The sequence below is a fragment of the Pseudomonas sp. Marseille-Q1929 genome (genome assembly GCF_017316265.1).
GTDB lineage: Bacteria > Pseudomonadota > Gammaproteobacteria > Pseudomonadales > Pseudomonadaceae > Aquipseudomonas.
Genome location: NZ_JAFLWU010000039.1, coordinates 1 through 18,845 on the forward strand (window position 1 = coordinate 1; position 18,845 = coordinate 18,845).

At 61.6% G+C, this 18,845-nt stretch carries 18 protein-coding genes; 6 read left to right on the forward strand and 12 right to left on the reverse strand.

Features of this window, described 5'->3' with window-relative positions; all coding sequences use genetic code 11:
* The first annotated feature begins 139 nt into the window (after positions 1-139).
* Together J1G37_RS26435 and J1G37_RS26440 are read left to right on the forward strand one after the other, a co-directional pair.
* The gene (locus tag J1G37_RS26435) at positions 140-481 is read left to right on the forward strand and encodes a zinc ribbon domain-containing protein YjdM (RefSeq protein ID WP_017735022.1); all 342 of its coding nucleotides are present in this window, start codon (positions 140-142) and stop codon (positions 479-481) included.
* Between the two features lie 159 nt (positions 482-640).
* Entirely contained in the window at positions 641-898 is a 258-nt protein-coding gene (locus tag J1G37_RS26440; RefSeq protein ID WP_056858344.1) for a hypothetical protein, read from the forward strand.
* Between the two features lie 144 nt (positions 899-1,042).
* Here J1G37_RS26440 and J1G37_RS26445 read toward each other — a convergent pair whose 3' ends face one another.
* Entirely contained in the window at positions 1,043-1,660 is a 618-nt protein-coding gene (locus J1G37_RS26445) for an FKBP-type peptidyl-prolyl cis-trans isomerase (RefSeq protein ID WP_017477811.1), read from the reverse strand.
* Between the two features lie 310 nt (positions 1,661-1,970).
* Between J1G37_RS26445 and J1G37_RS26450 the strand changes: the two genes are divergently transcribed.
* Positions 1,971-3,890, forward strand: a complete 1,920-nt coding sequence (locus tag J1G37_RS26450) for a methyl-accepting chemotaxis protein (protein ID WP_207046473.1) — start codon at positions 1,971-1,973, stop codon at positions 3,888-3,890.
* A gap of 640 nt (positions 3,891-4,530) precedes the next feature.
* Here J1G37_RS26450 and J1G37_RS26455 read toward each other — a convergent pair.
* From J1G37_RS26455 to J1G37_RS26470, 4 genes are read right to left on the reverse strand one after another with little or no spacing between them, the layout of a single operon-like run.
* Entirely contained in the window at positions 4,531-4,899 is a 369-nt protein-coding gene (locus J1G37_RS26455; RefSeq protein WP_207046474.1) for a glyoxalase superfamily protein, read from the reverse strand.
* A gap of 30 nt (positions 4,900-4,929) precedes the next feature.
* Positions 4,930-6,393, reverse strand: a complete 1,464-nt coding sequence (locus J1G37_RS26460) for a D-aminoacylase (protein WP_207046475.1) — start codon at positions 6,391-6,393, stop codon at positions 4,930-4,932.
* A 1-nt stretch (position 6,394) separates the two neighbouring features.
* Positions 6,395-7,255 carry a MurR/RpiR family transcriptional regulator gene (locus J1G37_RS26465; protein ID WP_207046476.1) on the reverse strand — a complete coding sequence of 287 codons (861 nt, stop codon included), beginning with the start codon at positions 7,253-7,255 and terminating at the stop codon, positions 6,395-6,397.
* A gap of 12 nt (positions 7,256-7,267) precedes the next feature.
* Positions 7,268-8,617, reverse strand: a complete 1,350-nt coding sequence (locus tag J1G37_RS26470; protein ID WP_242551750.1) for a gluconate:H+ symporter — start codon at positions 8,615-8,617, stop codon at positions 7,268-7,270.
* Positions 8,618-8,865: 248 nt separating this feature from the next.
* Between J1G37_RS26470 and J1G37_RS26475 the strand changes: the two genes are divergently transcribed.
* Positions 8,866-9,246, forward strand: a complete 381-nt coding sequence (locus J1G37_RS26475; RefSeq protein WP_207046479.1) for a lysozyme inhibitor LprI family protein — start codon at positions 8,866-8,868, stop codon at positions 9,244-9,246.
* Between the two features lie 4 nt (positions 9,247-9,250).
* Here the strand turns inward: J1G37_RS26475 and J1G37_RS26480 are convergent, their stop codons facing one another.
* From J1G37_RS26480 to J1G37_RS26500, 5 genes are all read right to left on the reverse strand, one after another.
* On the reverse strand, positions 9,251-10,696 hold the full coding sequence (locus tag J1G37_RS26480; protein WP_207046481.1) for a SulP family inorganic anion transporter: 1,446 nt from the start codon (positions 10,694-10,696) through the stop codon (positions 9,251-9,253).
* A gap of 200 nt (positions 10,697-10,896) precedes the next feature.
* Positions 10,897-11,790, reverse strand: a complete 894-nt coding sequence (locus tag J1G37_RS26485; RefSeq protein ID WP_207046483.1) for an NAD-dependent epimerase/dehydratase family protein — start codon at positions 11,788-11,790, stop codon at positions 10,897-10,899.
* A gap of 103 nt (positions 11,791-11,893) precedes the next feature.
* Positions 11,894-12,790, reverse strand: coding sequence for a LysR family transcriptional regulator (locus J1G37_RS26490; RefSeq protein WP_207046485.1), 897 nt, complete (start codon positions 12,788-12,790; stop codon positions 11,894-11,896).
* 30 nt (positions 12,791-12,820) lie between these two features.
* The gene (locus J1G37_RS26495) at positions 12,821-13,411 is read right to left on the reverse strand and encodes an NAD(P)H-dependent oxidoreductase (protein ID WP_207046488.1); all 591 of its coding nucleotides are present in this window, start codon (positions 13,409-13,411) and stop codon (positions 12,821-12,823) included.
* A gap of 119 nt (positions 13,412-13,530) precedes the next feature.
* Entirely contained in the window at positions 13,531-14,295 is a 765-nt protein-coding gene (locus tag J1G37_RS26500; RefSeq protein ID WP_207046490.1) for a sulfite exporter TauE/SafE family protein, read from the reverse strand.
* A gap of 189 nt (positions 14,296-14,484) precedes the next feature.
* Between J1G37_RS26500 and J1G37_RS26505 the strand changes: the two genes are divergently transcribed.
* Positions 14,485-15,381, forward strand: coding sequence for a LysR substrate-binding domain-containing protein (locus J1G37_RS26505; RefSeq protein WP_207046491.1), 897 nt, complete (start codon positions 14,485-14,487; stop codon positions 15,379-15,381).
* On the opposite strand, the gene J1G37_RS26510 is transcribed toward J1G37_RS26505, so the two are convergent.
* Complete coding sequence (locus tag J1G37_RS26510; RefSeq protein ID WP_207046493.1) at positions 15,327-16,733, reverse strand: amino acid permease; 1,407 nt, start codon at positions 16,731-16,733, stop codon at positions 15,327-15,329. The two genes, J1G37_RS26505 and J1G37_RS26510, sit on opposite strands and share 55 nt — an antisense overlap.
* A 179-nt stretch (positions 16,734-16,912) precedes the next feature.
* A complete protein-coding gene (gene kynU / locus J1G37_RS26515) occupies positions 16,913-18,163 on the reverse strand; it encodes a kynureninase (protein WP_207046495.1) in 1,251 nt (416 codons plus the stop codon).
* 144 nt (positions 18,164-18,307) lie between these two features.
* On the opposite strand from kynU, the gene J1G37_RS26520 reads away from it, so the two are divergent.
* Positions 18,308-18,781: an Lrp/AsnC family transcriptional regulator gene (locus tag J1G37_RS26520; protein WP_016974903.1), complete on the forward strand. Its 474-nt coding sequence runs from the start codon at positions 18,308-18,310 to the stop codon at positions 18,779-18,781.
* Positions 18,782-18,845: the final 64 nt, after the last annotated feature.

The following is an 18,845-nucleotide window of genomic DNA, read 5'->3' on the forward strand; positions in this document are numbered from 1 at the left end:
GCGATAGCTTTAGTGAATTCACTAAAGCTATCGCAGGCAAGCCAGCTCCCACATTAGACCGAGCCAAGCCGCCCCTCCCGCCCGTAAAACCCTATATAATGTGCGACTTTTAGCCATCCCTGACTCTCAAGGAGCTTTAGTGAGCACGTTGCCACCCTGCCCGAAATGCAATTCCGAATACACCTACGAAGACGGCGCCCAGCTGATCTGCCCGGAATGCGCCCATGAGTGGTCCGCCAATGGCGAGACCGAAGCAGCCGGCGATGAAACCGTGAAGAAAGACTCTGTGGGCAACGTCCTGCAAGACGGCGACACCATCACCGTGATCAAGGACCTCAAGGTCAAGGGCACCTCCCTGGTGGTCAAGGTCGGCACCAAGGTCAAGAACATCCGCCTGTGCGATGGCGACCACGATATCGATTGCAAGATCGACGGTATCGGCCCGATGAAACTCAAGTCCGAGTTCGTCCGCAAGGTCTGAACCTGCTGCTTCCATCCCGCGCCCGCCGCGGGATGGCGTTTCGCCCTCCCGTTTGATCCCGCGCAATATCCACACAGAAAAAACCACAAACCGCCAATAGGCACTTGCTATTCTACGAATAAGAATTATTCTCATTGAAACTTATCAAGGAGAACCACCATGACTTATTTGATAGATGCCTGGCTCGACCGCCCACATCCTTACCTGCGGATCCTGCATCGGGAAACCGGCGAAGTCTGTGCGGTGCTGGAAGAAGAAGCGCTCAGCGAGCTGCAAGACCAGGGTGACCTGGACGTGAATGGCTTGAGTTCGAGTGAACCGGGGGTGCTGAAGGAGGTGGTGCGTAATCTGTTTCTGTTCTGCTATGCCCGAGCGTTGCGCCCGGCCACCGAGTTGAATGGCAAGTTCCATCCATGAGCCCATCCTGTGCAAGCGAGCTTTGTGTGGGAGCGGGCTTGCTCGCGAAAGCGGTGGGTCAGTCAACAAATGAGCGACTGACACTCCGTCTTCGCGAGCAAGCCCGCTCCCACACAAGCCATTTCCCACAGTAATCAGCAGGTCTTACAGAACGTCGAGCAGCTCGACGTCGAACACCAGAACGCTGTGCGGCGGGATGCTGCCAACGCCTTGAGCGCCGTAAGCCAGTTCGCTCGGCACGTACAGGCGCCATTTGCTGCCGGCATTCATCAGTTGCAGGGCTTCGGTCCAGCCAGCGATCACGCCGCCCACCGGGAATTCTGCAGGCTGGCCGCGCTCGTAGGAGCTGTCGAACACAGTGCCGTCGATCAGGGTGCCGTGGTAGTGAGTGCGCACTTGGTCTTCACGGGTTGGCTTGGCGCCATCACCGGCAGTCAGCACTTCAAATTGCAGGCCGGAAGCCAGGGTGGTGATGCCATCACGCTTGGCGTTTTCAGCCAGGAAGGCCAGGCCTTCGCCAGCAGCCGCTTCTGCCTTGGCAGCCGCTTCGGCTTGCATGATTTCACGGATAACCTTGAAGCTGGCAGCCATTTGCTCTTGGTCAACACGGCTTGGCTTACCGGCAAAAGCGTCAGTCAGGCCCGCCAGGATCGCGTCCAGGCTCACACCCGGTGGCGGGTTGTCGCGCAGTTGGTCGCCCAGTTGACGGCCAATGCCGTAGCTGACGCGGGTTTCGTCGGTGGACAGATTAACTTCGGACATGAAGGTGCTCCGCTGTAGGACGACACACAAAAACCGCACGAAGGCCGCGTTTTCCCTGTCGCCCAGAACTAAAAGGGCCAGCAGACTAGCACACAACACCCGACCTTGATGAGCGCCCCGGCGTACCTATCTACAACCGGACACGTGTCGCCCCGCCCTGCCCATTCATCGGGCAGACCCGCTGTTTGCGCCTAACGGCGAAAAAGCCATTTCAGATTCACGTCTCGCCGCCGATACCCACCTACATACCTTGGCTGGCTCAAACAACAATACCGCCCAGCAAACAGATATCACCCTTGCGGAGCATTCGATGAATAGCTGGTTCGGCAACATTAGCGTCAACCTCAAACTGGGCCTGGGCTTCGGCCTGGTGCTGGTCCTCACCTCGATCCTGGCCCTCACCGGCTGGACCAGCCTGAGCGGTCTGATTGACCGCAGCAATTGGATGAGCGACATCACCCAGCTCAATGCCTCGCTGACCAAGCTGCGTATCGTGCGTCTGCAATACATGCTGGCCAACGGCGACGAAACCGTGGCCCAAAACGTCCAGACCAGCCTGGATGCCTTCGCCGCCCAGCAACAGAAACTGCTGGACAGCTTCAAGAGCCCGGAAAACCTCAAACTGCTCAATGAGCAGAAAGCCGTCATCACCGCCTACCAGCAGTCCCTGAACAAAATGCGCGAGGCCTACCGTAACGGCAATGCCGCGCGCCAGGTCATGGGTGACAAAGCCGATACCGCCAACACCCAGATCAACGCCCTCGATGCCAGCGTGCAGCAGATGGCCGAGAGCCCGGAGCGTTTCACCCAGTTCCAGGCCGTGACCCAGGCCAAGGAAGACTTCCAGTTGGCCCGCTACGAAGTGCGCGGCTACACCGGCAACGTCAACGCCGACACCGAAGCCCGCGCCGCTGCACAAATCGAAAAAGCCATCGGCGGCTTGAAAAAACTCAGCGCGGTCTTTGGCGCCGACCAGCAAACCGCACTGGCCGCCCTGGAAACCGCCCTCGGCGCCTACCGCACCGCGGTGCAAAGCTACAAGGCCGCCAATGCCAACATCGTCAGCGCCCGCGCCGAGATGACCACCCAGGGCGCCGATATCGTCACCATCAGCGACAAGCTCTACGACATCCAGCTTGACCGCCGTGACGCCGAAAGCGCCCAGGCCCGCAGCCTGCAATTGATCAGCACGTTGCTGGCCCTGCTGGTCGGCATCATTGCAGCCTGGGTTATCACCCGCCAAATCACCCGTCCACTTCAGGAAACCCTGGCCGTGGTCGAGCGCATCGCTTCCGGCGATTTGAGCCACAACATCCAGGTCACCCGCCGTGATGAACTGGGCGTGCTGCAACAAGGCATCCAGCGCATGGGCACGACCCTGCGCGAGCTGATCAGCGGTATCCGCGACGGCGTGACGCAAATCGCCAGCGCCGCTGAAGAATTGTCAGCCGTGACCGAGCAGACCAGCGCCGGCGTGAACAGCCAAAAGATCGAAACCGATCAAGTCGCCACCGCCATGCACGAGATGACCGCCACCGTGCAGGAAGTCGCGCGCAACGCCGAACAGGCCTCCCAAGCCGCGTCCGACGCCGACGGCCAAGCCCGCGAAGGCGACAAGGTGGTGGCCGAAGCCATCGCCCAGATCGAACGCCTGGCTGCCGAAGTGGCACGCTCCACCGACGCCATGGCGCACCTGCAACAAGAGAGCAACAAGATCGGCAGCGTGATGGACGTGATCAAGGCCGTGGCCGAGCAGACCAACCTGTTGGCGCTCAACGCAGCAATTGAAGCCGCACGTGCCGGTGAAGCCGGTCGCGGGTTTGCCGTGGTCGCCGACGAAGTGCGCGGCCTGGCCCAGCGCACACAGAAATCCACCGAGGAAATCGAAGGCCTGGTCGCCGGCTTGCAGAACGGCACCCAGCAAGTGGCCACGGTGATGAACAACAGCCGCAGCCTCACCGACAGCAGCGTCGAGCTGACACGCAAGGCCGGTGTGTCCCTGGAAAACATCACCCGTACGGTGTCGAATATCCAGTCGATGAACCAGCAGATCGCCGCCGCCGCCGAGCAGCAGAGTGCCGTAGCTGAAGAGATCAGCCGCAGTATCGTGAATGTGCGGGATGTGTCGGAGCAGACGGCTACGGCGAGTGACGAGACGGCAAAATCGAGTGTGGAACTGGCGCGCTTGGGCAGCCAGTTGCAGCAGATGGTCAGTCACTTCCGGGTGTAAAAAACCAAAAAGCCGCCTCGGCCTGAACCGAGGCGGCTCCACTTCTCAGACCTTAGCGGTCATCAAAGCTGTCCCGCAGGAACTTCCACACGTGATAAGCACGCAGGCAGTTCACTACGAGGTTCCACGTACGTCGTGCAAACTTGGACATACTCGGCCCTCCGTGAGTTGGGCCTTACCTCCAGCGCACTTACCGGAACACGTGGGCCTTCGGACGCAGGTCGATGCGTCCTTTGAGGTGGCCGGGCTAATGGTCCTTCCGCATCAATCCGGCACGGATTACTAGCCCGTGGCGGTCGGTCCAGAATTCGCGCGCATACCCGGCCCACCCAAAAAGCGACAAACGCAGAACGGAGGAAATCCTAACCAACAGTTCCGCCGAAGGTGTGTCGGACAGTGACCAAATATCCAGTATCGTGCGATGAATTCATTACAAGCTTTTGCAGTCAGTGCTTACCCGAGAAAATGCCGGAAAGTGTCCCTTTCCGAACATCGTTCAGCCTTGTGTGATGAAATTACCGGAGGTAATATCGGCCTGCGGGTCGATGCGTCCTTTGAGATCGCAACCCCAGCCACTAACTGGGTTTGCAATAAAAAACCGCCCTACTAAGGCGGTTTTTTATTGCCCGCGATTCCCCCCTCAGCCCTCACCATCCTCAACAAACACCAGCCGATTCCCAAACGGGTCCTTGATGCTCATCTCCCGCGAGCCCCAAGGCGTCTCTTCAACCTCAGGCTTGGCATAACGGTAATCCTTGCCCGCCAACTGCTGCCGGTAACCGTCCACCCCTTGCGCCTGAATCCGCACCGCCGCGCCCGGTGACGCATCGCCATGATGCTCGGACAAATGCAGCACGCACTCACCCAGCGACACCTGCAAATACAACGGGAAATTCGCCTCGAAGCGATGCTGCCAATCCACCGTGAACCCCAGGAAGTCGACGTAAAACTCCAGCGCCTTGGCCTCGTCGAAAATCCGCAAGATGGGGGTGACTTTTCCTAAGTGCATGGCGACCGCTCCGTGTGTGAAAAGCGACCACTATAGAGACGAAAACCCCTTACGCAAATCCCCGCTACGCGCCAGGAAGCGACCCGGCCGTTGGCCATTGGCCTGGCCGTCGCGGTAGCTCAACACGCCGTTGACCCACACCCCGTCAATCCCTTCTGCCGCGCGCTGCGGCTCCTTGAAATCGGCCACATCACGCACACGCAACGGGTCGAACAACACCAGGTCAGCCCAATGCCCTTGGCGAATCTCGCCCCGCTCGGCCAAGCCAAACCGCGCCGCCGACAACCCGGTCATCTTGTGTACCGCCGTGTGCAACGGAAACAAGCCCACATCCCGGCTGAAATGCCCCAACACCCGTGGGAAGGCGCCCCACAAGCGCGGATGGGGGAACGGATCTTCCGGCAACCCATCCGAGCCCACCATCGACAGCGGATGCGCGAGGATACGTCGCACATCCGCCTCATCCATCCCGTAGTACACCGCCCCCGCCGGTTGCAGGCGGCGCGCCGCATCCATCAGCGAAACGTCCCACTCGGCGGCGATGTCCTGCAAATCGCGCCCACCCAGTTCAGGGTGCGGCGTCGACCAGGTGATGGTGATACGAAACGCATCGGTGACCTGCTTCAGATCCAGGGTCGAAGAACTCGCCGCATAGGGATAACAATCACACCCCACCGGGTGGGTTTTCGCCGCCGATTCCAGCGCCGCCAATAGCTGTGGACTACGCCCCCAGTTACCCGCGCCGGCACATTTGAGGTGCGAAATGATTACCGGCACCCTGGCGTGCCGGCCGATCAAAAACGCTTCGTCCATGGCCTCCAGCACCGGTTCGAACTCACTGCGCAAATGGGTGGTGTACACCGCACCGAACGCCGTCAGTTCTTCAGTGAGCTGCAGCACCTCATCGGTCTCGGCATTGAAGGCACTGGCGTAGGCCAGCCCTGTGGATAAACCGAGGGCACCGGCCTCAAGGCTCTCTTGCAACTGCACGCGCATGGCGGCGATTTCATCCGGCGTGGCCGTGCGGTGCAGATCGTCCATATGGTTGCTGCGCAGCGCCGTATGGCCGATGAGTGCGGCGACGTTGACCGCCGGATGGGCGTTTTCGACGGCCGCTCGATAGTCGCTGAAACGCGGATAAACAAACGCCGAAGCGCTGCCGAGCAGGTTCATCGGGTCCGGCGGCTCACTGCGCAAGCTCACCGGCGAAGCGCTGATGCCGCAATTGCCGACAATCACCGTGGTCACGCCCTGGCTCAGCTTGGGCAGCATCTGCGGCTGACGGATCACCACCGTGTCATCGTGGGTGTGCACGTCGATAAAACCCGGCGCCAGCACGCGGCCGCTGGCATCCACCTCATGCTCAGCCGTCGCTGCCGACAAGTCACCAATCATCTCGATGCGTCCCGCAAGCAGCCCTACGTCGGCGAGGTAGCCGGGGGTGTTGCTGCCATCAATGATCAGCGCCTGGCGAATCAACGTGTCGTACTTCATTTCAGTCTCCAAGCGGCAGGCTGTCGGGGCCGCCGCGGTAATCGTCGAGGGCCAGCTTGATCCGGCGCAGGCGTTCCCGGTTGTCGTCCGGCATGGCCAGCGCCAGCTCGGTGGCGAGCAGGTCGATGGCCAGCAGCATGCCGTAGCGCGCTGCCGTGGGTTTGTAGATAAAACTGGTTTCGGCCGGTTGCAGCGGCAGCAGCACATCGGCCAGGTGCGCCAAGGGTGAATCGGCCAGGGTGATGGCGATGATGCGCGCGTCGTAGTTGCGCGCCAGCGCCACCACGTCGAGCAACTCGGGAGTGCGGCCGGTCAGGGAGCACACGATCAACGCATGCTCCGGGCCCAGGGTTGCCGCGGTGACACGCATCATCACCGGGTCATGGCAGGCCGCAATCGGATAGCCCAGGCGCACCAGGCGCACCTGCAACTCATCGCTGCACAGGCTCGACGGGCCGCCCATGCCAAATGCGTGGATCATCCGCGCCTGGCCCAGCACGTTCACAGCATCGACAAAACCCGCCTGATTGAAGCCGGACAAGTGCTGACGCAACGTCGCCTCGATATCACCGAGAATCTGCCGATGAAACGCCGACTGTTCCGGCTTGCCCGCCGGGTCGAGGAAGCGGCTGCCGACGCCACTGGCCTGGGCCAGTTGCAGGCGCAGGTCGCGCAAATCGCGGCAGCCCACGCTGCGCGCAAACCGCGACAGCGTGGCGGTGCTGACCTCGGCCCGCTGGGACAACTCTTCCAGGCTGGCCGACGCGGCAAAACCCACGTCATCGAGCATCAGCCTGGCGATACGGCCTTCGCCGGCGCTGAAGGAATCCTGGCGGGCGCGGATCTGGTAGAGGATGTCCATGAAGTCTCCGGGTTACAGGATGCAGGACAGACCATAGGTGAGACCGAAAGCGACCAAGGAAATCAGGGTCTCCAGCACGGTCCAGGTCTTGAAGGTCTGGATCACCGTCATATTGAAGTATTCCTTGATGAGCCAGAAGCCGCCGTCGTTGACGTGGGAAAAGATCACCGAGCCCGCACCGGTGGCCAGCACCAGCAATTCCGGGTGGGGATAACCCAGGCCCATGGCCACAGGCGCGACCACACCGAATGCGGTGGTCATGGCCACCGTCGCCGAACCCGTGGCGATACGCATCAACGCGGCGAACAGCCAGCCCATCACCAGCGGCGACAGCTGGAAGGCGTGGGCCAGGCCGAGGATTTCGTTAGTGACGCCGGCATCCACCAGAATCCGGTTCAAGCCACCGCCCGCGCCCACCAGCAGCGTGATGCTCGCGGTCGGCGCCAGGCATTCGTTGGTGAACTTGAGGATCGACTCGCGGTTGAAGCCCTGGGCGATGCCCAAGGTCCAGAAACTCACCAAGGTCGCCAGCAGCAGCGCGATCACCGAGTTGCCGATAAACAACAGGAACTGGTTGAAACCGCTACCCGGCGTGGAAAGCACGTTGGCCCAGCCGCCGATCATCATCAACACCACCGGCAACAGGATGGTGCCCATGGTCAGCGCAAAGCTTGGCAGGCGCGTGCGCGGTTCACGCTCGATGAACTGGCGTTCCAGCGGGTTTTCCGCCGGCAGGTGAATGCGCGGCACGATGTATTTGGCGTACACCGGGCCGGCGATGATCGCGGTCGGGATACCGATCAAAATCGCATACAGCACGGTCTGCCCCACCGACGCGTTATACGCCAGCACCGCCATCATCGCCGCCGGGTGTGGCGGCACCAGCGCATGCACCACCGACAAGCCGGCGACCATGGGCAAGCCGACCATCAGGATCGACACGCCTACACGCCGCGCCACGGTAAAGGCAATCGGCACCAGCAACACAAAACCGACCTCGAAAAACAGCGGCAACCCCACCAGGAACGCGATGCACACCATCGCCCAGTGCGCGTTGCGCTCGCCGAACCGGTTGATCAGGGTGCGCGCCACCTGCTCGGCGCCGCCCGACTCGGCCATCATCTTGCCGAGCATGGTGCCCAGCGCCACCACCAGGGCGATATGCCCCAGGGTCTTGCCGACGCCCGCCTCGTAGGAGCCCATGATGGTGTCTGCCGGCATCCCGGCCGTCAGCGCCAGGCCGATGGACACCAGAGTGATGACGATAAACGGGTTGAGCCGGTAACGTGCAATCAGCACGATCAAAGCAATGATGGCGATGGCAGCGTATGCCAACAGCCCGAAGCCCAGTGATGCGGCCATGCGGTACTCCTCGGAAAGGGTCACGTCGAATTGGTTGTGAAACTCATAAATCATTACCGAGGAGGATTTTCAATTTTTATGAAAATAATTTTCGCCCACAGACACGCGCTGTCGCGTTGGGACATGCCCGACGGCCGCTGATGAAAATTCGGGGGGTGTTCTTACATGAAGATCAGAGGATGGCGGAAACTCAAACGTCGCCATCCAGTCATAGACTGCGCAACCACTCACAGCCAGGAAAACCGCCCATGATTCGCACATCCCTCGCCGCCAGCGCCCTGCTCCTTGCCCTGTGCGGCAGCGCCTCGGCCGCCGATAACGCGGCGCTGAAAAAATGCATGGACGGCGCCAACACCACCGCCGACATGGTCAATTGCAATGCCAAGGAAACCAAGGTGCAGGACAAGCGCCTGAACACGGCCTACAAGACCGCCCTCGCCGCCCAGGAAGGGCCGCGCAAGCAGCAACTGCAAGACGTGCAGCGCCTGTGGATAAAGTACCGTGACGCCAATTGCGCCTTTGCCGGCAGCGCCACCGGTGGCAGCATCGACCGGGTCAACGGCTCCGGCTGCGTGCTGGACATGACCCAGACCCGCGCCCAGGAGTTGGAAGACCTGGTCGGGCCATGACCCTTCAGTCGTGATGAACCTTGGCGCGCTTGAGCAGCTTCTTGCAGCGCTCCGACAAGTGCAGCACCCGCAGGTGCTTGCCGGCCTTGGCGTAGCGCTCGCGCAGGGTCATCAGCGCGGCAATCGCTGAATAATCGACAAAGCTCAGGTGCCGGCAATCCAGCGTCACCTGGGCCGGGTCGTTGGCCGGGTCGAACCTGTTCAGAAACGGCGTGGTCGAGGCGAAGAACAACGTGCCGTGCAGGCGATAGAGCTTGCTGCCATCGGCCTCCAGATGCTCATCGGCATACAGCTCCCGCGCCTGCTGCCAGGCAAAGTTCAGCGCCGCAATCACAATCCCGCACAACACCGCCGTGGCCAGGTCGGTGAATACCGTGATCACCGTCACCGCGATAATCACCAGCACATCGTTGAGCGGCACCTTGTTGATCACCCGCAAGGAGGCCCAGGCGAAGGTCTGCTGGGACACCACGAACATCACCCCGACCAGCGCCGCCAGCGGAATGCGCTCGATAAACGGCGACAGGAACAAGATGAACAACAGGATCATCACCCCGGCAAACACCCCGGAGAAACGCCCGCGACCACCGGAACTTAAATTGATCACGGTTTGCCCGATCATCGCACAACCGCCCATGCCGCCAAACACGCCAGAGACCATGTTCGCCGCGCCCAGGGCCACGCTTTCGCGGTCGGGGTAGCCACGGGTCTCGGTGATTTCGTCGGTGAGGTTCAGGGTGAGCAGGGTTTCCAGCAGGCCGACCATGGCCATCAGGAACGCGTACGGCGCGATGATGCCGAGGGTTTCCAGGGTCCAGGGAATTTGCGGCAGGGCAAAGGTGGGCAGGCCACCGGCGATGTGGGCCATGTCACCCAACGTGCGCGTCGGCAGGCCGAGCAGGTAAACCGCCAGGCCGACGCCGAGGATCGCCACCAGCGCCGGCGGCACTGCACGGGTGATGCGCGGCAGCAGGTAGACAATGGCCATGGTCACCAGCACCAGGCCGATCATCACGTACAACGGCGTGCCGCTGAGCCAGTGCTCACCGCTCTTGAAGTGCTCCAGTTGCGCCAGCGCGATGATGATCGCCAGGCCATTCACAAAGCCGAGCATCACTGGGTGCGGCACCATGCGCACCAGCTTGCCCAGGCGCAGCAGGCCGAACGCGATCATGATCAACCCGCCCAGCAGCACCGTGGCCAGCAGGTAGTCCACGCCGTGTTGCACCACCAGCGCGACGATGACCACCGCCATCGAGCCCGCCGCACCGGAGACCATACCGGGCCGGCCACCGAACAGCGCGGTGAGGGTGCAGATGATAAAGGCGCCGTAGAGCCCCATCAGCGGGTTGAGGTGGGCCACCAGGGCAAAGGCGATGCATTCGGGCAGCAGCGCGAAAGACGTGGTGAGGCCGGCCAGGGCATCGGCGCGCAGACGGGTGAGGTTCATGAGGTACCAGGGTAATGCGGGGATAAGGCTGGGGATGGTACGGAATTGAGCGGGGTGGGGCTAGTCTCGAAGACCGCGTCGCCTTCATCGCAGGCAAGCCAGCTCCCACACTTGAATGTGTTCACAAATCAAAATGTGGGAACTGGCTTTTGTGGGAGCTGGCTTGCCTGCGATGGCCGCGACGCGGTGCTAAGCGAACATCAAACCATCTCGCGACGAATCCACTCAACCACCGAAGTCCGCTTCGGCACCCACCCCAACACCTCCCGCGCCCGCTGGCCGCGCACCCGGCTGTTGGAACCCAAACCATAGTTGGCCATTTCATAACCCCACTCAGCCTCAGCCTCGGCCAACGGCCAATCCTGCGGTTTACCCAGGTTCAAGGCTTCGGCAATCGCCGAGGTCATGTCGATAAACGACGCCTCGCTGCTTTCGACGAAGTAGAACGTACCCGGCACATTCTTGGTCAGCGCCAGCAAATACAACGCCATCACATCCTCGATATGCACGTTGGACCAGATGTTCTGCCCCGTCCCCACATGGCGCACCACCCCACTCTTGCGCGCCTGCTTGAGCAAGCGCGGCAATTGCACGCTGTCACGCTTCACGCCGAGGCTGTGGCCGTAGATCAGGGTGTTGCAGATGACCGCCGAATTCACGCCGTCGTTGGCGGCGGCCAGGATCAGGTTGTCGATGGCGACGCGTGCGGCCTTATCCACCGTCGGTTCCGGCAGGTTGTCCTCGAAGTAGATGACATCGCTGGCCTTGCCGCCCGACGCATCACCGACGATGCTCGACCCGCTGGTGTGCAGGAACGGCTTGTTCGACCCTTTCAGCGCCGCCAGCAAGGTTTCCACTGCCGCACGATGGTCACTGCTGGCGGCGTTGATCACCGCGTCAGCCTGCTGCGCCTGCTCGATCAATACGGCCGCGTCGTCCAGGCTGCCGATCACCGGAGTGATGCCCAAGGCGGTCATTTCAGCGGCTTGCTCGGCGCTACGCACCAGGCCGGTGACGGTGTGGCCAGCCTGGACCAGGCCGGTGGCAATGGAACCGCCAATAAAACCGGCGGCGCCGGTAACGAATACGTTCATGAAAGGTGCTCCTGACGGGGTAAGTGATGGGCCCAGTATCAATGCCCGAACCCCACCGAATAAGCCCGTGCCGCCCAATTCACTCTTGCGCGGCGGTCACGAATCAGCAGGCATACCGCGCCAGTTTGGCCTGGATAAAATCGAGGAAGCACTGGATGCGCAGCGCCAACTGCGAGTTGCGGTAATACACCGCGTGGATCGGCTGGCGATAACCGCTGTTGAACGCCTCCAGCACCGGCACCAGGCGGCCGGCGTCGATGTCGGCGCTGGTCATGAAGTTCGACAGGCAGCAAATGCCCTGCCCTTCCAATGCCAACTGGCGCAGGGTTTCGCCGCTGGACGCAGAAACGCTCGGTTGGATCAGCCAGCGGTCGCCTTCCACATGGCGCAGCGGCCAGTGGTTGAGGGTTTCGGTCTGGGTGAAGCCCAGCAAGGTGTGATCGGCCAACTCGGCCACAGTGGTCGGTGCACCGAACTGCGCGATGTAGGCGGGGCTGGCAAGGATATGCAGCGGCGTACAGCCGAGGGAACGGGCATGCAGGGTGGAATCAGCCAGCACGCCGATACGGATCGCAATGTCGGTGCTCTGTTCCAGCAGGTCGATGATCAAGTCATCGCTGTTCAGCTCCAGCTGGATGTCCGGGTACAAGCGGCGAAATTCGGCGATGTACGGCACGATCCCATGCAGCATGAACGGCACCGCCGCATTGATGCGCAGGCGCCCGGCCGGGTGTTTCTGGCGCGACGACAGGCGTTCTTCCAGCTCATCCATCTGCGCCAGGATCACCTTGGCGTGCTCGAAGAAGTACTTGCCCTCTTCGGTCAGGTCCATGCGCCGCGTCGTGCGGTTGATCAGCGTGGTGTCGAGCTTGGCCTCCAGGCGCGACAGCGTGCGGCTGACCGCCGACGGCGTCTGCCCGACCTGCTCCGCCGCCGCGGAAATCGAGCCGCACTCGATCACGCTGACAAAAATTTGTAGCTCGTCGGATCGGGCTTTCACAGGCGGTCCTCGTTATCGGTTCGCCGCAGCTTACACCGAGAGGTTGAACACCTGCGCCAAGTGCTGCTCATAGCGCGCCACGTCGGCTTCGATGGCCGGGCGTTTCATCACGTCCACACAGAGGAAGGTCGGCAAGGCGGTCATGCCGAGGAATTCGTTGGCCTTGTGGAATGGGAAGTACACAGCATCCACGCCCTTGGCTTCGAAGAAGTCGCTCGGGTCGTCGAAGGCTTGCTGCGGTGCGTTCCAGGTCAGCGACAGCATGTACTGCTTGCCCTGGATCAGGCCGCCGCTGCCGTATTTCTGCGACGCGTCGGAACGGGTGCGACCGTCGCTGGCATACAGGCTGCCATGGCCTTCGGTGAAGACTTCGTCGATGTATTTCTTCACGATCCACGGCGCGCCCATCCACCAGCCGGGCATCTGGTAGATGATCACGTCGGCCCAGAGGAACTTGGCGACTTCTTCGGCCACGTCGTAGCCAGCGTCGATATGGGTGACCTTGACGTCGATCCCGCCACGGTCCAGCACGGCCAGGGCGGTGTCATGCAGAGTGGTGTTGTAGCGGCCGTCGGAGTGGGCGAATTGTTTGCCGCCGTTGAGCAGGAGTACTTTTTTCATGGGAGGGTATCCAAGAGGTTGAAAATGTCTGGACGCAGACTATCGACCTCGGCCCCTTGGAATAAGCGGCAGCACGGCAAAATACATTTGACTGAAATGCACGAATACCTTGGCGATTGTTAACCACTGATCAGCAGATGAGCGCCCAACAGCGCCATGCCGATAAAAAATACGCGCTTGAACATCTGCGCACTGATGCGCTGACGCACCACCTGGCCGAGCCACATGCCCAACAACGCCGGCACCAGCGCCAGCAGCGAAGCATTGATCTCGCCGCCGCCCAGCGTACCGCGCCAGGCCAACCCGGCGGCCAGCGCCAGGGTCGAGACGGTGAATGACAGCCCCAGCGCCTGCACCAGCTGATCGCGATTCAAACCCAGCGCCTGCAGATACGGCACCGCTGGAATCACAAACACGCCGGTGGCCGAGGTAATGACGCCGGTGATCACGCCACACAGCGGGCCCAACCAGCGTTCGTTTGCAGGCTTGACCTTGAACGTGGGCAAGAACAGACCGCTTAACGCATACACCAGCAATGCCCCGCCCAATGCGTGAACGACCCAGCCACCGCCGTCCATCCCCAGCCACACCGTGCCGAGCCCGGTGCCGAGAGAGATCAATAACAGCATCGGCCACAGGCGTTTGAGCAAGGCGCTCAAGTGGCCACCGAACGCCAGTTGCCAGAGGTTGGTGACCGTCGAGGGGATGATCAGCAGCGCAGCAGCCTGCGCCGGCAGCATAGCCAGGCCGAGCAGCCCCATGGCGACGGTGGGCAGGCCCAGGCCGATCACGCCCTTGACCGTGCCGGCCAGCAGGAAGGTGCCGAATACCAGCAGGGTCAGGGCGGGGCCGATGTCTTGGTAGAACGCGAGAAGGGTATTCATGGGGAGATTGTGCGGGGTTGGGGCGGGGTTGGGAATTCGCCATATACTGAGGCAGCCTCTTGTTTTGCGTGAGGCTGATGCCGCCATCGCAGGCAAGCCAGCTCCCACCTTTGACTGTGTTCACACATCAAAATGTGGGAGCTGGCTTGCCTGCGATGAGGCCAGTCCAGTCACCGGAAGCCTCAAGCCATGCACTTTGACCTGATCGACCTGCGCCTCTACCTGCACATCCTCGACACCGGCAACATCACCGCCGGCGCCGCCCGCAGCCACCTATCCCTGGCCGCCGCGAGCGCACGCATCCGCGCCATGGAAGCCTCGCTGGGCATCGAATTCCTTGAACGCGGCCGCCGTGGCGTCACCCCAACACCCGCCGGCATCGCTCTCGCCCGCCACGCCCGCCTGCTGCTGCAACAGGCCGAGCACCTGCAACAGGACCTGGCGGAATACGCCAATGGCAGCAAAGGCCAGGTGCGCCTGCTGTGCAACACCACCGCCCTCAGCGAATACCTGCCGGAGCTGCTGGCGGATTTTCTGCGCGAACACCCCAACCTTGATATCGACCTGCAAGAACTGCCCAGCCTGCGCATCACCCAGGCGTTGCGCCAGGGTACGGCGGACCTCGGGATTATTTCCGACGCCGTCGACACCCACGGCTTGCAGACCCTGCCCTTTCGCGATGATCCGCTGGTGTTGATCATGCCGCTGGACCATCCCCTGGCCACGGGCAGCGTGAGTTTTATCGACAGCCTGCAACACGACTACGTCGGCCTGGCCGCCAGCAGCGCACTGGCGGTGTACCTGGAGGAACAGGCGCTGCACGCCGGGTTTCGCCTGCACACACGGATTCGCGCCGAGGGGTTTGATGGGGTGATCCGCATGGTCGCCGGTGGCGTCGGCCTGGGCATCGTGCCCCAGGCCGCACTGCTGCGGTGGCCGGCGGCGCAGCACTTCAAGGCCCAGCCGCTCAATGAGGACTGGGCCCGTCGCCGCTTGCTGTTAGCCGCACGCTCGTTCGATCAACTGCCCGGTTACGCCAGAGCCTTGTCGGACGCCTTGGCCCGGCCCTTGCGGAAGAACCCGTAATACACCGCCGATAGAATCACGAGAAACGGCACGCCAAACACCAAGGTCATCTTGAACGCCTCGGTGAAGTAGGTGGTGATCATCACCGCGCCCATCAGCACCAGGCCCAGCAGCGTGCTGTAGGGAAACAGGCGCAGCTGGAACGACAGCTTCGGCCCGCCATGGCGCTTGCGATAGCGGCGGAAGAACAGGTGCGTGAGAAAGATCATGAACCAGGTGAAGATCGCGCCAAACATCGAGATGGCCATCATCAGGGTGAACGAGCTTTTCGGGTACACCACGTTGAGCAGGGTCGCCAGGGCAATGCCCGAGCTGGACAGCAACAGCGCGTTCAACGGGATGCCGCTCTTGCTCAGGGCGCCCATGGACTTGGGCGCGAAGCCAGCGCGGGACAGGCTGAACATCATGCGCGTGGTGATATACAACTGGCTGTTCATTGCCGACAGCGCCGCGATCAGGATCACGAAGTTCATCACCCCGGTAGCGCCGGGAATGCCGATGGTCTGCATCACCGTGACGAACGGGCTCTGGGTCTGCCCGGCCTGGTTCCACGGCACGATGGCGAGCATCAGCGCCAGGGTCAGCAGGTAAAACACCACCAGCCGCACAATGGTGGCGCGGAAGGCTTTTTTCACCGCCTGCTCCGGGTCGGCCGCTTCACCGGCGGCCACGGCGATCATCTCCACGCTCAGGTAGCTGAAGATCGACACGATCACCGCCATCCACATGCCGCTCAGGCCATGGGGGAAAAAGCCGTCGTGGGCCGTGTAATTCTGCACGCCGTATTCCGGGTTGCCGGAACCGAACACCACGTACACCGCGAGGATGATGAAACCGACGATGGCGCTGATCTTGATCGTCGAGAACCAGTATTCGAAGTTGCCGAAGGTCTTCACGCTGATGGCGTTGAGCAGGATCAGCACGCTGGAAAACGACACGATCCACACCCACTCCGGCACGTTGGCGAACCAGTACTTCATGTACATCGCCACCGCCGTGACCTCGGCGCCCACCGCCAGCACAATCGCCGCCCAGTAGGCGTAACGCACCAGGAACCCGGCCAGCGGGCTGATATAGAACTCGGCGTAGGCGCCAAACGAGCCAGAGGTGGAATGGGCCACCGTCATCTCCGCCAGGCAGCCCATCAACAGCAAGGTGATCAACGCACCGATGGCGTAGCTCACCAGTACGCTGGGCCCGGCATAGCCGATGGCGTAGGCGCTGCCCATGAACAGCCCGGTGCCAATGGCGCCGCCGATGGCGATCATGCTCATCTGGCCGGAAGTGAGCTGGCGCCTCAGGCCCAGTTCGCGTTGGGTGATTTCTGCAAAGCCGGTGTCTGGCGTGGTCACGTGGTGTGCCCCTTTATTATTGTGATTGCACTGTTTTAGGCGGATGTCACAGATCCCTGTGGGAGGGAGCTTGTGTGGGAGCTGGCTTGCCTGCGATAGCGGTGGATCAGTCGATGTATAAGTGACTGAAACACCGCTATCGCAGGCAAGCCAGCTCCCACAGTTTGATCGGTGTTGTGTCAGGTGACGCTGTTGCGGACTTTGAATTGCGGCTGGTTCCAGGTGTTGTTGTCGAGGATTTCACCGAGGATCTCCACGGCATCAAATACCTCGGTAAAGCTTGTGTACAACGGCGTAAACCCAAACCGCATGATGCGCGGCTCGCGGTAGTCACCGATCACGCCCCGGGCGATCAGGGCCTGGATCACCGCATACCCTTCTGGATGTTCAAAGCTCACGTGACTGCCGCGCTGGGCGTGTTCACGCGGGGTAATCAGCGCCAGGCCATGGGCGGCACAACGCGCTTCGACCAAGGCAATGAACAGGTCGGTCAACGCCAGGGACTTTGTGCGCAAGCTGGCCATATCGGTCTGCGCAAAAATCTCCAGGCCGCATTCCACCATGGCCAGCGAGGTGATCGGCTGGGTGCCGCACAGGTAACGGGCAATCCCGGCGCTCGGCGCGTAGGTCGACTCCATGGCGAACTGGCGCGTGTGCCCAAACCAGCCCGACAACGGCTGGCGCACCAGGTCCACCAGCGCCGGGTTGACCCACACAAACGCCTGGGAACCCGGGCCGCCATTGAGGTATTTGTAGGTGCAGCCAATCGCGTAATCCGCCTCGGCCTGGTGCAGGTCGATGGGCACCGCGCCCGCCGAATGCGCCAGGTCCCAGATACTCAGCGCGCCGCATTCGTGGCTCAACGCGGTGAGCGCCTGCATGTCGTACATGTAGCCGGTCTTGTAGTTGACGTGGGTGAGCATCACCACCGCTACGTCGCTGTCGATGGCGTGTGGCAACTCGTCCGGGCTGTTGACCAGCCGCAGGGAGTAACCCTGTTGCAGCAGCTCGGCCAGGCCTTCGGCGATGTACAGGTCGGTGGGGAAGTTGCTCGCTTCGCTAACGATCACCTTGCGCTGCGGGTAACGCTGGCGCTGCACCGTCAACGCGGCGCTGAGCACCTTGAACAGGTTGATCGAGGTGGTATCGGTGATCACCACTTCGCCATCGCGCGCGCCGATCAACGGGGCCAGGCGATTGCCCAGGCGTTGGGACAACTCCGCCCAGCCGGCACTGTTCCAGCTGCGGATCAAGCCATTGCCCCACTCCTCGCTGATCACCTGTTGCGCCCGCGCCAGCGCCGCCACCGGACGGGCGCCGAGGGAGTTGCCGTCGAGGTAGATGACGCCGTCGGGCAAGGCGAACTGCTGGCGCAGCGGCGCCAGCGGGTCTTGATCGTCGAGGGTTTGGTAATGGCTTCGGGTGGTCATGGTCTGTCCTGGTTTTTATAAGTGAAGATGGACCAAATAATGAACGAAGATTTAGAGAATTTTCGTGCAAAGTGGTGGGTAACAAGCTAATTAAGCTGTAGGAAATTCGAATTAAACCTCTAAACACGCGGATTTATTCTAAGCATGATTCTCGACGCCACCGACCTGCGCCTCCTGCATTTTCTGCAACAGGATGGGCGTATCAGCAACCAGGAACTGGCAGAGAAAGTCGCGCTGTCACCGTCCGCCTGCCTGCGCCGTTTGCGCCTGTTGGAAAGCGAGGGAATCATCAGCGGCTACCGCGCCGTGCTGAATGCCGAGCAGTTGGGGATCGAGTTGGAGGCCATCGTCCACCTGTCCCTGCGCCAGGATGTAGAGGATTGGCATGAGACGTTCATCAAGAAGGTGCAAGGCTGGCCGGAAGTGGCCAGTGCCTATGTGATCACCGGCGCGAGCAACTATGTGCTGCGGGTGCAGGCGCGCAACCTCAAGCACTTTTCGGACTTTATCGTGAACCACCTGAACCGCACGGCGGGGGTGATGGATATCCGTTCGGAGATTGTGTTGCAGAAGATCAAGGATCGGGATGAGGTGTTGGACCTGGTGATCCGCAAGTAACCAGCAACCCCACAAAAAACCTGCGGAAACCGGAACCTGTGGGAGCTGGCTTGCCTGCGATGGC

Bases quoted from the DNA above. Each gene is read 5' to 3' on its own strand.
- J1G37_RS26485 (WP_207046483.1), bottom strand. From the start codon at position 11,790: ATGAACGTATTCGTTACCGGCGCCGCCGGTTTTATTGGCGGTTCCATT.
- J1G37_RS26475 (WP_207046479.1), top strand. From the start codon at position 8,866: ATGATTCGCACATCCCTCGCCGCCAGCGCCCTGCTCCTTGCCCTGTGC.
- J1G37_RS26480 (WP_207046481.1), bottom strand. From the start codon at position 10,696: ATGAACCTCACCCGTCTGCGCGCCGATGCCCTGGCCGGCCTCACCACG.
- kynU (WP_207046495.1), bottom strand. From the start codon at position 18,163: ATGACCACCCGAAGCCATTACCAAACCCTCGACGATCAAGACCCGCTG.
- J1G37_RS26465 (WP_207046476.1), bottom strand. From the start codon at position 7,255: ATGGACATCCTCTACCAGATCCGCGCCCGCCAGGATTCCTTCAGCGCC.
- J1G37_RS26445 (WP_017477811.1), bottom strand. From the start codon at position 1,660: ATGTCCGAAGTTAATCTGTCCACCGACGAAACCCGCGTCAGCTACGGC.
- J1G37_RS26470 (WP_242551750.1), bottom strand. From the start codon at position 8,617: ATGGCCGCATCACTGGGCTTCGGGCTGTTGGCATACGCTGCCATCGCC.
- J1G37_RS26505 (WP_207046491.1), top strand. From the start codon at position 14,485: ATGCACTTTGACCTGATCGACCTGCGCCTCTACCTGCACATCCTCGAC.
- J1G37_RS26440 (WP_056858344.1), top strand. From the start codon at position 641: ATGACTTATTTGATAGATGCCTGGCTCGACCGCCCACATCCTTACCTG.
- J1G37_RS26450 (WP_207046473.1), top strand. From the start codon at position 1,971: ATGAATAGCTGGTTCGGCAACATTAGCGTCAACCTCAAACTGGGCCTG.
- J1G37_RS26500 (WP_207046490.1), bottom strand. From the start codon at position 14,295: ATGAATACCCTTCTCGCGTTCTACCAAGACATCGGCCCCGCCCTGACC.
- J1G37_RS26455 (WP_207046474.1), bottom strand. From the start codon at position 4,899: ATGCACTTAGGAAAAGTCACCCCCATCTTGCGGATTTTCGACGAGGCC.
- J1G37_RS26460 (WP_207046475.1), bottom strand. From the start codon at position 6,393: ATGAAGTACGACACGTTGATTCGCCAGGCGCTGATCATTGATGGCAGC.
- J1G37_RS26520 (WP_016974903.1), top strand. From the start codon at position 18,308: ATGATTCTCGACGCCACCGACCTGCGCCTCCTGCATTTTCTGCAACAG.
- J1G37_RS26495 (WP_207046488.1), bottom strand. From the start codon at position 13,411: ATGAAAAAAGTACTCCTGCTCAACGGCGGCAAACAATTCGCCCACTCC.